At 59.6% G+C, this 12,425-nt stretch carries 10 protein-coding genes; 4 read left to right on the top strand and 6 right to left on the bottom strand.

Annotation, left to right across the window (positions count from 1 at the left end; all coding sequences use genetic code 11):
* Positions 1-77: 77 nt before the first annotated feature.
* From hemC to JZM60_RS04050, 4 genes are read right to left on the bottom strand one after another with little or no spacing between them, the layout of a single operon-like run.
* Positions 78-1,034, bottom strand: a complete 957-nt coding sequence (gene hemC / locus JZM60_RS04065; RefSeq protein WP_207164244.1) for a hydroxymethylbilane synthase — start codon at positions 1,032-1,034, stop codon at positions 78-80.
* A gap of 32 nt (positions 1,035-1,066) precedes the next feature.
* The gene (gene hemA / locus JZM60_RS04060) at positions 1,067-2,371 is read right to left on the bottom strand and encodes a glutamyl-tRNA reductase (protein ID WP_207164243.1); all 1,305 of its coding nucleotides are present in this window, start codon (positions 2,369-2,371) and stop codon (positions 1,067-1,069) included.
* A 16-nt stretch (positions 2,372-2,387) separates the two neighbouring features.
* On the bottom strand, positions 2,388-3,203 hold the full coding sequence (gene ccsB / locus JZM60_RS04055) for a c-type cytochrome biogenesis protein CcsB (protein ID WP_207164242.1): 816 nt from the start codon (positions 3,201-3,203) through the stop codon (positions 2,388-2,390).
* Positions 3,200-3,874 (bottom strand): precorrin-2 dehydrogenase/sirohydrochlorin ferrochelatase family protein, encoded by a 675-nt coding sequence (locus JZM60_RS04050; RefSeq protein WP_207164241.1) that lies wholly within the window; start codon positions 3,872-3,874, stop codon positions 3,200-3,202. The genes ccsB and JZM60_RS04050 overlap by 4 nt, the downstream gene beginning before the upstream one ends.
* 153 nt (positions 3,875-4,027) lie before the next feature.
* Here JZM60_RS04050 and trxA point away from each other — a divergent pair, with 153 nt between their 5' ends.
* Positions 4,028-4,357 (top strand): thioredoxin TrxA, encoded by a 330-nt coding sequence (gene trxA / locus JZM60_RS04045; protein WP_207164240.1) that lies wholly within the window; start codon positions 4,028-4,030, stop codon positions 4,355-4,357.
* Positions 4,358-4,385: 28 nt separating this feature from the next.
* Positions 4,386-4,898, top strand: a complete 513-nt coding sequence (locus tag JZM60_RS04040; RefSeq protein ID WP_207164239.1) for a TlpA family protein disulfide reductase — start codon at positions 4,386-4,388, stop codon at positions 4,896-4,898.
* Positions 4,899-4,938: 40 nt separating this feature from the next.
* Here the strand turns inward: JZM60_RS04040 and uvrC are convergent, their stop codons facing one another.
* Positions 4,939-6,783, bottom strand: coding sequence for an excinuclease ABC subunit UvrC (gene uvrC / locus JZM60_RS04035; RefSeq protein ID WP_207164238.1), 1,845 nt, complete (start codon positions 6,781-6,783; stop codon positions 4,939-4,941).
* A gap of 193 nt (positions 6,784-6,976) precedes the next feature.
* Here uvrC and JZM60_RS04030 point away from each other — a divergent pair, with 193 nt between their 5' ends.
* Together JZM60_RS04030 and JZM60_RS04025 are read left to right on the top strand one after the other, a co-directional pair.
* The gene (locus JZM60_RS04030) at positions 6,977-10,000 is read left to right on the top strand and encodes a tetratricopeptide repeat protein (RefSeq protein WP_241426364.1); all 3,024 of its coding nucleotides are present in this window, start codon (positions 6,977-6,979) and stop codon (positions 9,998-10,000) included.
* A 1-nt stretch (position 10,001) separates the two neighbouring features.
* The gene (locus tag JZM60_RS04025; protein ID WP_207164237.1) at positions 10,002-10,706 is read left to right on the top strand and encodes a LysM peptidoglycan-binding domain-containing protein; all 705 of its coding nucleotides are present in this window, start codon (positions 10,002-10,004) and stop codon (positions 10,704-10,706) included.
* 59 nt (positions 10,707-10,765) lie between these two features.
* Here JZM60_RS04025 and JZM60_RS04020 read toward each other — a convergent pair whose 3' ends face one another.
* Complete coding sequence (locus JZM60_RS04020) at positions 10,766-12,424, bottom strand: LysM peptidoglycan-binding domain-containing protein (RefSeq protein ID WP_207164236.1); 1,659 nt, start codon at positions 12,422-12,424, stop codon at positions 10,766-10,768.
* Position 12,425 lies beyond the last annotated feature (1 nt).

Raw genomic sequence — 12,425 nt, 5'->3', positions numbered from 1 at the left:
GCAATTTAAGGTGTTTTACCCTCGGTGTGCCACTGTGCCCTCTGTGGTTAAAGCTTTTGATAGTGAGATTCGAACGGCTAAACCGGGATTTCCTTCTCCCGGGAAACTTCCCGCTGGTAGACCTCGGCGAGGATCTCGTGGGCACCGTCGGCCAGAAGCTTTTCCGCCAGGGCGATGCCGAGCTTTTCACAGTCGGCTACCGATCCGGTGATGGAATCCTTGACGGAGCGCGAGCCATCCACCGAGGCGACGAAACCGGTAAGGGTGAGAGTGTCGCCGGCAACCTGGCCGTGGGCGGCGATGGGTACCTGGCAGCCCCCTTCGCAGCGCCACAGGAGCGCCCGCTCGGCCCTGACCGCGTGGGCGGTGTCGGGGTGGTTGAAGAAGGCGATGGTTTCCTTGATCGTTTCGTCGTCCAGGCGGCACTCGATGCCGAGGGCTCCCTGGCCGATGGCCGGAAGCGACAGTTCAACCGGCAGGTACTCGGTAACCTGATCGGCAAAGCCCAGGCGCTTGAGCCCCGCCGCCGCCAGAATCACGGCGTCCAGGTTTTCGTCGGTGAGCTTCCGCATGCGGGTTTCGACGTTGCCCCGGATAATCACCATCTGGAGGTCGGGGCGCACCTTGAGTAGCTGGGCCTGGCGGCGCAGGGCCGAGGTGCCGATCCTGGCCCCCAGGGGAAGGTCGGCGAACTTGACGCCGTTGGAGATGACGGCGTCGCGCGGATCTTCCCGCTCGGTGATGCAGTAAAGGCCGAGCCCTTCGGGGAATTCGGTGGGGACGTCCTTCATGCTGTGGACCGCGATGTCAATTTCGCCCCGCAGCATCGCCTCCTCGATCTCCTTCACGAAGAGCCCTTTCCCGCCAACCTGAGCCAGGGGGACGTCAAGAATCTTGTCCCCGATGGTCTTGATCTTGACGAGTTCCACCATCATGCCCGGATAGCGCTTCTCCAGCTCTCCCTTTACCCAGTTCGCCTGCCAGAGGGCGAGCTGGCTCGCCCGGGTTCCTATTCTGAAATGCTTTGGTGCCATTGCAGTCTCCTTTTGTATTTCTATATCCTGGTCTATTCTTCCAGCTCCCCGAGGTCCTCATCGTCCGCCCCTCCGGTCTGGAGCTCGAAGAGGGTGCGCAGCGCATCCACGTAGAGATCGGTCCTCCCCCCCTGGCCTGCCCGCTTGAGGGTTGCGGTGGGGGGGTGGAGGAGCTTGTTTATGATGGCGGCTGTAAGGGCTTCGAGTCGCTTCGCGCCATCGGGGGGGATGTCTTTCCATGCTGCGAGGGTTTTTTCCAGTTCGGCTTTCCTGGTTTCCTCAAACTTGGAGCGCAGGGCCACGATGGTTGGCGTCACCTCAAGATTCGAAAGCCATTTGTGGAACTGGCCGATCTCCTCGTCGATGATGGCCTCGGCCTTTTTCGCCTCTTCTGCCCGCTGCTGCAGATTGCTGGCGACAACTCCCTGAAGGTCGTCCATGTCGTAGAGATAGACGTTCTCCACGTTGTTCACCTTGGGGTCGATGTCCCGTGGGACGGCGATGTCGATGAAGAACATCGGCTTGAGCTTGCGGCGGCGGATTACTTCCTCCACATCCCTGGGCTTGATGATGAACTGGGTTGCCCCGGTGGAGGAGAGGACGATGTCGGCCTTGTGGAGCTGGTCGAACAGGTCTTCGAACTGAACCGGTTTCCCCTCGAACTCCTCGGCCAGCTTCACGGCGCGCTCGTAGGTGCGGTTGGTGACCATGACCCCGCGTACGCCGTTGTTGATGAAGTGCTTGGCCGCCAGTTCGCACATCTCGCCGGCGCCGATGAGCATGACCGTCTTGTCGGAGAGGTCGCCGAAGATCTTGCGGGCCAGTTCCACGGCGGCGAAGGAGACGGAGACGGCCGATGAGGCGATTTTAGTCTCGGTACGCACCCGCTTGGCCACGGAAAAAGCCTTGTGGAGGAAGCGGTTGAGGATGATGCCGCTCGTCTTGAACTCGGCGGCGTAGCCGTAGGCGGTCTTGATCTGCCCCAGGATCTGGGGCTCTCCCACGACCATGGACTCAAGGCTGGAGGCGACCCGGAAAACGTGGCGGATGGCTGCTTCGCCGTGGTGTGCGTAGAGGTGCGGTTCGAGGGTTTCGGGGGCGATGCCGTGGTAGTCGGCCAGGAAGCGTTTTACCCGCGCCATGCCTCCGGCAATGTCGCGGGTGGAGATGTAAATTTCGACCCTGTTGCAGGTGGATACGATGATCGCTTCGGCAATGTCTTCCAGAGCCAGCAGCGTTCGCAGCGGTTTCTCCATCTGGGTCGGAGCGAAGGCGACTTTTTCCCTTATATCGACGGAGGCGGTCTTGTGCGACAGCCCCACAACCACAATGTTCATGCGAGCCTCTTACGTCTTATTTGTAGCTGTGCAACCCCGGCAGGAACAGGTTCACGCCGAGGAAGGTGAACAGGAGGACAAAGAAGCCGACAATTGCGAGGATTGCGGCTTTCTTGCCCCGCCAGCCGGTGGTGAGCCTGCCGTGGAGAAGTGCCGCGTAGACAAACCAGGTGATGAGCGACCAGGTCTCCTTCGGATCCCAGCTCCAGTAGGTTCCCCATGCCGATTCCGCCCAAATGGCTCCCGAGATGATGGCGAACGTAAGCAGCGGGAACCCGATGGTGAGGCAGCGGTAGTTGATTTCGTCAAGCACGTCCAGGGATGGGAGCTTCTGGTACATGGGGCCCAGCTTCTTGTTCTTCAGGAAATGCTGTTGGATCAGGTACATGATGGCAGCCCCGAAGGCAACGGCAAAGGCGGCGTAGCTCAGGAACGCCATGATCGTATGCAGTGCCAGCCACTTGCTCCTGAGGGCCGGGTTCAGGGGCATGATGGCCGACGGAAAACCGGTTGATACTGCCATTATCAGCAGTGCCAGCGGGGTTACGAAGGAACCGAGGATTAAAATCCGGTACTTGCGCTCGAAAAGTATGTATACGCCCACAATGGCGAGACTGAAGAAGGAGAGGGACTCGTGGAGGTTGGTGATGGGGGTGTGTCCCGCCTCCAGATAGCGGTCAACCGTATAGGCTAAATGGACTGCGAAGCCTGCCGTGAGAATCCAGCGGGAAGCTTTCCCGAGCAGTTCCTGCGGTTTGACGAGATAGGCCAGGTAAGCAACGGTGGCGGCGAAATATACGGCCAGGGTCAGGTTGAAAAGCAGGGTGTTCATGGGAGGTCCTCGGGTCTCGTCTCCAGGTCGGCCAGGGTGAATCCGGGGCCGGCGTGGGTCACGAGGAGTCGGTCGATCGCATCGTACTCCCCCTGCCGGATCAGCTCGGGGAGGTTTGCGTCGGCAAGGGCGCGTAAAATCGACTTATTGTAGGGGGTGTTGCCACGGGCAGTCAACAGCTTTTCACGTACCGCACCGAGTATAGCCAGTGTTTCTGCGTATTCAGGGCCGAATTGCCGCGCCAGGTCGTTGCGGAGCCGCCGGGCCAGGGCCGGACTTTTCCCCCCCGTTGAAACTGCAATGGCGAGGTCGCCCCGGTGCATGACGGCGGGGGTTGTGAAGCTACCCCGTTCCGGGGCATCCACAATGTCCGCAAGTATGTCGAGGTCCGATGCCTCCCCGGCCACCGCCAGATTCACGGCAGGGTCGTCAGTGGCGGCAAAGACCAGGAACGCACCTTCAAGATCCCCCGCGGCATATGGCCTGCGGTGGCAGGTGATTCTCGCATCCGCTGCAAGTTCCTCCAGGCGGGGGGCGATTGACGGTGCAATTACGGTGATCCGTGCTCCTGCATCCAGGAGAAGGAGGCACTTGCGCGTGGCAATGGCACCGCCGCCGATAATTACTGCCGGGCGGTTGCGGATATTCAGGTTGACGGGGAACTGGATCATGGGCCTCGCCTGTCCCGTATAGATGGGAGGTCTTGTCTGTACCAGATTTTAAGCAAATTGCCAAGGGGTCGGAGTTTTGACTTTTCGCCCTTGAAGTTTTGGGGAAGCTCGTCTATATTCTAAAAGTACAATATGTCTGACAAGGAGGCTTTCATGGCCAGTGAAAAAGTGCTGATGTTCAACGATGATAACTTCGACGCCGATGTGCTTAAGGCTTCTGTTCCGGTTCTCGTCGATTTCTGGGCAACATGGTGCGCCCCCTGCAAGGCTATCGCTCCGGTCATTGACGCCATTGCCGAAGAGTACGAAGGCAAGGTGAAAGTGGGCAAGGTGAATGTGGACGACAACCCCGGTACCCCCGGCAAGTATGGCGTGCGCGGAATCCCTACGGTTATCCTCTTCAAGGATGGCAAGGTCGTTGATCAGGTTGTGGGCGCGGTTCCCAAAGCCCAGCTCGAGGCCCTGATCAAAAAGGCTGTCTAAGGCGTAGATAAGGGCCGAGGCATAATTTATGCGAATTGTACGAGCATTGACTGCGTTTGTCGTGGCAGCCGCCCTTACCGTGGCGTTTGCCGCGCCTTCCTTTGCAATTCCCCAGAAGGGGTCGCCCGCTCCGCCTCTTAAGGTTGTGAGCACTTCGGGGCAGCAGATAAGCCTTGCCAACTACAGGGGATATGTTCTCGTCATCGACTTCTTTGCCACATGGTGCCCCCCCTGCCGGGATGCTGTTCCCCACCTGAACGGTTTGAGCCGCAAGTACGGGAAACAGGGGCTCCAGATTCTCGGCCTTTCCCTTGATGATGGCGATGAAGATGTGCTCAAGGATTTCATTGTCAGCAAACGGCTTGTTTATCCGGTGGCCCTGGCCGGCCACGACATTCAGACCGACTATGGTCTCCGCTCGCTGCCGACGGTGTACGTCATCGACAAGAGAGGGAACGTGGCTGACAGGTTTATGGGCGGGTCTGACGCAACGCTCAAAAACATGGAGAATCTCATAAAGAAACTGCTGGCAGAGAAATAGGCCGGTTCGGCAATCAGTTGCCCAAAGGCGGCATCCCGATTCAGGGGGTGCCGCCTTTGTCTTTTTCATGCAGCGCCGTCCAGATGGCTTCCGCCAGGGCCGGTGGTACCGAAGGCATGGCTGCCAGTTCCTCTCGGCTTGCCGCTCTAATCCCGCGCATGCTCCCGAAGTGGCGAAGCAGTTCTCTGCGCCGCTTCGGCCCGATGCCCGGAATTGCGTCAAGGGCCGATTGGATGGTGTCCTTGCCCCGCAGTTTCTTGTGATAGGTGATGGCGAAACGGTGCGCTTCATCGCGGATTTGGGCCAGAAGGAGCAGCGGCGCGCTATTTTGGCGGAGTACCACCGGATTCTTGCGACCCGGAAGAAATACCCGCTCGGCGCTACGGGTCAATTCCTCCGCCGTCATGTCCTGTTCTACGCGGCTTTTTGCCAGGGACGCCGCATCGATCCCCTCAACCTTCAATTCGTTGAGGACCGTGGTCAGGATGTTCAGCTGGCCGGGGCCACCATCCACTATAATCAGGTCGGGATAGGCGTCCTGTGCCGGGCCGTCCCTGAACCTGCGGGAGAGAACCTCCTGCATCATGGCGAAATCGTCGGCGCCGGAGACGGTTTTTATGCGATAGTGGCGATAGCTTTTCTTGTCCGCTTTGCCGTCGAGGAATGAAACCCTGCTCCCCACCGGGTAGCTTCCCTGGATGTTGGATATGTCGTAGCACTCTATGCGCCGGGGGGGCTTCCTCAGATGAAGCCGCTCCATCAGTTCGGCCAGTATCGTCTCCGATCCTTCATCCCGTTGCCGCTTCTCGCGAAGGGCCGTTTCTGCGTTCTTGCCCGCCAGCCTTACCAGGTCCGCTTTTGTCCCTCGCAGGGGGTGCGTAATCGCCAGCCGTTTTCCCCGGCGCTCGGAGAGAAGCTCCTCCAGCGCGGCACCGTCGGCGATGGGGAGCGGCAGGAGCACCTGGTCGGGGATGAAGACTTCCCGGCTGTAGTAATCATTGAGGAAGGACGAAACAGCTTCCTCATCCTCAAGTTCCCATGCAAGTATGTAGCTGCGGCTGCCGACAAGACGTCCCCCCCGGATGAAGAGGAGGGCAAGAGAGATGGTATTTCCTTCCCGGTGCATTCCGAGAACGTCGGCATCTCCTTCCGCAGTCACCATCTTCTGCTTCTCTACCGTTACTTCTATGGCGCGGATGAGATCCCGGAAGCGGGCGGCTTCTTCAAAGCGCTCGTTCCCTGCTGCCTCCGCCATTCGCTGCCGGTAGATTTTCATCAGCGCCCGGTTCCTCCCCTCGAGAAACAGGACCGCTCCCTGAACCAGTTCCTGATATTCTTCGATGGTTATGCGGCCGTGGCAAGGTGCAGAGCATTGCTTCATCTGGAAAAAAAGGCAGGGACGTCTGCGCTTGCGGCAAGTTTCAAGAGGGTAGTGGCGCAGGGGAAAGAGCTTGTAAAGCTGCTGGAGGGCTTCGCGCGCCGAGGAGGCTGATGAATATGGGCCGAAATAGCGGGCGCCGTCCCGGAGCACCTTGCGGATTATGGTGATGCGGGGAAATTCCTCGGCCGTGTCTATCCGGAGCGAGAAATAGGTCTTGTCGTCCCTGAGGTCCAGGTTGTATCGGGGGCGGTATTTTTTGATGAGGGTGTTCTCAAGTATAAGGGCCTCTTTCTCCGTATCGGTAACGATGACTTCCACGTTTGCCACCCTGGCCACCAGGAAGCGGATGTGCCAGCGGGATTCTCCGGCTGCGCTGAAGTAGGAGCGGACCCTTTTTTTGAGGTTTTTGGCCTTTCCCACATACAGGACCGTGTCGTCTGATCCCTTCATGAGGTAGACGCCGGGAGAGTCGGGGAGAGTGTTCAGGCGGGACTTGTCAAACATGCTGCCCAGTATACCCGTTGCCGGCGCCGATGGGAAGAGTGGCGGGGCACACATGTTGCCCGCAAGCAACACTTGTTCCGTAAGGCCATTTTCCGCGTAGTTACAGGGGCTGGCGCAGGTATTCTTCGTTGACAAGATGCGGTTATGGTGCTATGTAACTGAATCTGATTGCTCTAATTTCTTCGCCCTTACGATGGGAAAGGTCAAGCCTGTGGATTTTATGAAATATTTCCGCACTGCCGCTTTCCGGTGCCTGACCGGATGTCTCATAATTTCGTTGCTCCTTTCCTCACCCGTCTATGCCGTTAATTCCGAAGATTCCCAAATCTTTATAGCCGGTTTCAACGCATACCAGAAAAAAGATTACCAGACGGCCATCGAGCAGATGAAGGCGGTACTTGAAAAGTATCCCGATACCCCGCTGCGCGACATGGCCATCTTCTGGCTTGCCCGGGCCAACTTCAAGGCCGGCTTCGACCGGGATGCGGCCCGCTATATGTCCCAGTTCATCAAAGAGTATCCCGACAGTCCCCTCAAGGGAACCGTCGAAGATGAGCTCCTTGATCTTGTGGCTCGTTTCGACAAAGGGGAGCAGGTTCCCGCTGTCGCCAAACGTCCTGCTCCTGCGACAGTGGCCGCCGCGTCGGCGGCGGAGCGGAAAGCACTGGCCGATAAGACGGCGGCCGCGAAACAGGCTGCTGAACAGGCCGCACGAAATGTAACCGAGGCCGAGCGCCGCGCGGCAGAAAAAGCAGCTGCGGAAAAAGTCGCCGCCGAGCGTGCCGCTGCCGAGAAAGCCGCAGCGGAGAGGGCTGCCGCGGAACGCCTGGCAGCCGAGAAGCTTGTGCGGGAGAAAGCTGAAGCCGAGCGTGTCGCCGCCGAAAAGGCGGTTCAGGAGAAGGCGGAAGCTGAGCGTATTGCCGCCCTGAAAGTCGCTGACGAAAAAGCCGCCGCCGAGCGTGTGGCCGCCGAGAAAGCCGCCGCGGAACGGGCTGCCGCCGAACGCCTGGCAGCGGAGAAGCTTGCGCGGGAAAAAGCCGAAGCCGAGCGTCTGGTTGCCGAAAAGGCTGCCCAGGAGAAGGCGGAGGCTGAGCGCATTGCCGCGCTGAAAGCTGCGGACGAAAAAGCAGCCGCCGAGCGTGTTGCCGCCGAGAAAGCCGCTGCGGAACGGGCTGCCGCCGAACGCCTGGCGGCGGAGAAGCTTGCGCTGGAGAAAGCCGAAGCGGAGCGTCTGGTCGCCGAAAAGGCTGCCCAGGAAAAGGCTGAGGCTGAGCGCATTGCCGCCCAGAAAGCCGCTGACGAAAAAGCGGCTGCCGAGCGCGTTGCCGCCGAGAAAGCCGCCGCGGAGCGGGCTGCCGCAGAGCGCCTGGCAGCCGAAAAGCTTGCGCGGGAGAAAGCCGAAACCGAGCGTCTGGTTGCCGAACAGGCGGCAAGGCAGAAGGCCGAAGCCGAGAAACGTGCCGCCGAACTTGTTGCGGCAGAGAAAGTGGCTGCCGAAAAGGCCGAAGCCGAGCGTCTGGCAGCGGAAAAGGCAGCCAGCGACAAGGCAGCATCTGATCGTCTCGCCGCCGAGAAGGCGGAAGAGGGCAAACGTGCGGTTCTCAGGGAAAAGGCCATCGCCGAGTACAAGTCGCTCATCGATCGTTTCCCTGGTACGCGGGCGGCAGCTTCGGCGGCTGGCAAGCTGAAGGACCTCGGCATTGTCTACCCGGTTCCCGGGGCTGCCGTGGTGGCGGTGAAACCGGCGCTTCCCGAAAAGAATGCCCAGGTTCTCTCCCTGGAGGTGGGGCAGTTTGCCGATGCGGACCTGACAATCGTCCCCGTGGGCCAGAGCCTTGAGGTCGGCAAGCGGCACGACATAGCCTTCGAGGTTCTCAACAGGGGTAACGGCTCCGACAGCTTCTATCTCGAATCTGGCTTCCCCGCCGAGTTTGCGGCCCAGTTTGCCGATGCCGCCAGGAAAGAAATGCCCATCAACCTGACGCCGTCCCTCGCTCCCGGCGAGCGGTTCAGCGGCGTGATTTCCATAACCGTGCCGCGAGAATTCATTGACGGCCAGAAGATAATCTATCCCGTTAAAATTGCTTCCAGACTCGACAGTGATGCCACCCAGGCACGGGACATAATGCTTGCCGCCTCGGCTCCGCTCCTCCGCGCTGTGGTCAAGACCGATAAGGGAGAGGTGCTTCCTGGCGAGAAGGTCACCTACAGGGTGGCGCTTCTTAACATCGGTACCGCAACTGCCCAGGGTGTAAGCCTGCGTCTCAACTATCCGCCCCAGTACGAACCGGCCGGTTTTGTGGAAGCCGGCTTCAAACAGGAGATGAAAGCTGCGCTGGTCCTTGACGGCATCCGTCTTGCGTCGGGAGAGAGCAGGGAATTTGAGGTGGCGTTCCAGCTGAAAGAGGAGGCCATAGCCCAGCAGGAACTCTTCCTGCGGGCCGATGTGGTGAACACCGAGCTCGAGACGCGCGACTCGTTCATTTCGGCAGCTTCTTTTGTCAAGCCGGTGAGCGGCGTTGCCGTGAGGACCAACAGCGACAGGCTGGTAGTGATTCCCGGTCAGTCGATATCAGTCCCCCTCATTGTCACCAATACCGGAAACGTGCGGGAGGATTTCCTCATCAAGCCTCAGCTTCCTCCCAACGTTACGTACACATTCTATCAGGATATGAACCGGGACGGCATCCGTCAGGCAAATGAGCCCATTATTAATCACGTCGGACCGCTGGCACCGAAGGAGGAATCCTATGTGATCCTCGACCTCGCAACGCCGGCTTCTGAAGCTGATGGTGCCGGTGCCACAGTTGTCATGGCCTTTGAACCCGAAGGCGACAAGGTCCGGAGCGCTGTCGCCAATCTGCGGCTGCTTTACTCCCGTCCGGTTGTCGAACTTGCCATGACCGGCAAGGGGGGGAGACTCAAGCCGGGAGAGGTATCTTCCTTCGAGCTCAATTTCACCAACCGCGGTTCAAGCATGGCGAAGGCGGTGGAACTCCAGAGCGTTCTGCCGCAAGACCTGGAGCTGGTTGCTTCGGATCCTTCCTTCGGTCGTGCCGGCAATGGCGATTATCTGTGGAAATTTGACGAACTTGGCGCCGGAGAGAAGCGGGTCATCAAGGTGACCTTCCGGGTCAAGGCGGGAACTGCCGTCGGCAGGAGCATCCAGGTGAAAAACGTCCTGAACTATCAGGACCAACTCGGGAACAGGTATTGATATGAACGGCACCCTCAGGCTTGTCGCGTCGTCTCTTGTCCTCTCCCTCGCATCGCTGGCACCGGCCGGCGGTGCCGAGTACCTTCGCTACGCCCCGCAGCCGTCGGACGGCAAGCCCATGTCCGGCCCGGGCGAGGGGGTGCTCGTGAAGCGCATCACCATTGAAAAGGGGGATACCCTTTACTCCCTGTCGCGGCGGTTTAACGGCAAGGGTACCTACTTCTCCCAGATACTCCTCTTCAACGAGATAACGAATCCCAACCTTATCTATGCGGGAAACAGACTCCTGGTTCCCCTCCAGCCCGGTCAGGGAGAGGGCGTGATGACGCCGTCGCGGCGAGTCGGTCCTGCCGCACAGGGAAAAAGTGGTGGTAAACATCCGGCGGTAAGTCCTGCAGTATCCCTGGAGCCCAAAGAGAAAAAGCAGATGGCGAAGGTGCCTTCTGCTTCCGTTGTGCCCGCTCTGCCGTCCAGGGCATCCCAGCCTGTTGCCCCCGGGCCGGTTTCCTCCCCCCCGGCTGTCCGTACCTTCGATGAGAACGAGCAGACCCTGTTCGAGAAGGGAGTGGGCGCATACAAATCGGGCCAGTACCAGCAGTCGCTCGATGCGTTTGACCGGTTCCTGGCCCGTTATCCGGAATCTCCCCTGCTACCCGATGCAACTCTCTATCGGGCCGATGCCCTAATGAAGATGGCCGGCCAATAGAAACTGTTTCCCCCACCAACATGTGATGGGGATTCAGACCCCGCCTCAGCGGTTCGTAATTACCTGTTCCCCCCTGGTTCCCAACGCATCAGATCCGCAAAAACCGGATCGGCTGGCCGTGATGAAAGGATCAGCCGTCCTGTCGAATTGTCCCGACGTGTAATCTTGAATCCTGTGATCGTGATCTTGTACCGCCCATAATCCAGTTCATAACGCCCGAAGGCGTGGGGATAGTTCAGCTCCGTCAACAGGTGCTCTGCCACGGCATTGAAATCGTCATTCCCCTGGGGCTGGATTACGCCATAGCCCTGGACTTTAAGGAGCCTGAAGAGGGTGTAGTTGTAAGGGTCGTTGCCGGTGCAGTCGAGTACAAAACGCTTTCCGTTCGCTTCAAAGTAGCTTTCCACCCTGATGCTGAAGCGGTTGTCCGCATTCTCCCCCATGGTTCCGGAAACGATCTTGTTGCGGTCGAGCTTGATGGAAAGAGCCTCCAGAAGCGACATTGCCATGTCGCAGGGGCTGGAGGGAGGAATAGACCGAAGATCATACCCGGGGTCGGCAATGGCATCATCTGACCGGTTGCTGAGCTGAGCCACTTGGTAGCCCTTCCTTTCAAGGTAGCCGGTGAGAGATGCCGGGAGACAGGGGCCGTTTTCGTCCAGAAAGACGAGGACGGTTTCGGGACCGCCCCGGCCGGATGGCAGCCGCACGATGCGAAAGTCTGCGCGGACGGACAGTAGTGGGTCCGCTCCCAGGCTCACAGTGACGTTTTCTTCTATCCGGGCAAATTCGGCGGCTTTCATGAGCGAGGAGAAGAACAGTCTGAGGCTGTCTTTGCCCCTGGTGACAATGCGGATATCGGGGTATTTCCGGACAATCTGGCTGCGAAGCCCTGCCGGGAGAGAGTTTCTGACATCCACGAGTATCCTGCCTCCGTCGGCGGACAAAAGGAGCGGATAGTCATCGGGGTTGAGAACCTTTCCGTCCACGGTCAGGGGCTCTATCATCTTCTGCCCTGGGACAATCTCCTCCCATAGGCGGATGAGTGACGCGGCGAAAGAATGGGGCGTTTGATCCGGGGCCTGAGGGGCCGGCTCGGGGGCCTTGGCAGGCTCCTGTGGCTGCGGTTGTTGAGGTGCCGGTGCGATTTGCTCCGGCGGCTCGATCCGATGGGGGGGCGGCGGTTCGGGAACAACGGGCGCGGCCGGCTGCGGCGCGACGGCCGAAGAGGACACAGGGGGGATCACGAGGGGTTGGTGTTCCTCTTCTTGCGGCACTGGAGCCGGTTTGTCGGCAATCTCCGCTGTCGGCGTGCGGCGGGTGCGCGGAATGAGGATGGTCTGTCCCACTTCGAGGCGCGTTGCGCTCGGCAGTTTGTTTAGCCGCTGAATCTCCGGGATGAGCGCTTCGGCCTGGGCGTTGCTGAGGCCGAAATTCCGGATTAGTATCTTGAAGAGAAAGTCTCCCGGCTTTACGGTATATCGGGTAAGCCCGGCGGATGGGGCGGTTGCGGCGGATGCGGGGTCGGAATCAATGGCCTTTCGGGGCTGGCGGGTTTGCCGGTGTCGTGGTTTCGGCGAGGGCTTGGTTGTCTCCAGGTCCTTGAGTTCGAGTTCGAAAGAAGACGGGGCCGCTTGGGCAAGTCCTCCCTGCAGCGGGAGGAGGAGGGTGCAAATGGTAATGGCGGCACAGAATTTCGAGTTGTTGCGTGATGTCATG

Source organism: Geobacter benzoatilyticus (assembly GCF_017338855.1).
Classification (GTDB): domain Bacteria; phylum Desulfobacterota; class Desulfuromonadia; order Geobacterales; family Geobacteraceae; genus Geobacter; species Geobacter benzoatilyticus.
Note: the sequence above shows the minus strand (reverse complement) of the source record. Positions and strands in the feature narration are given on the sequence as shown.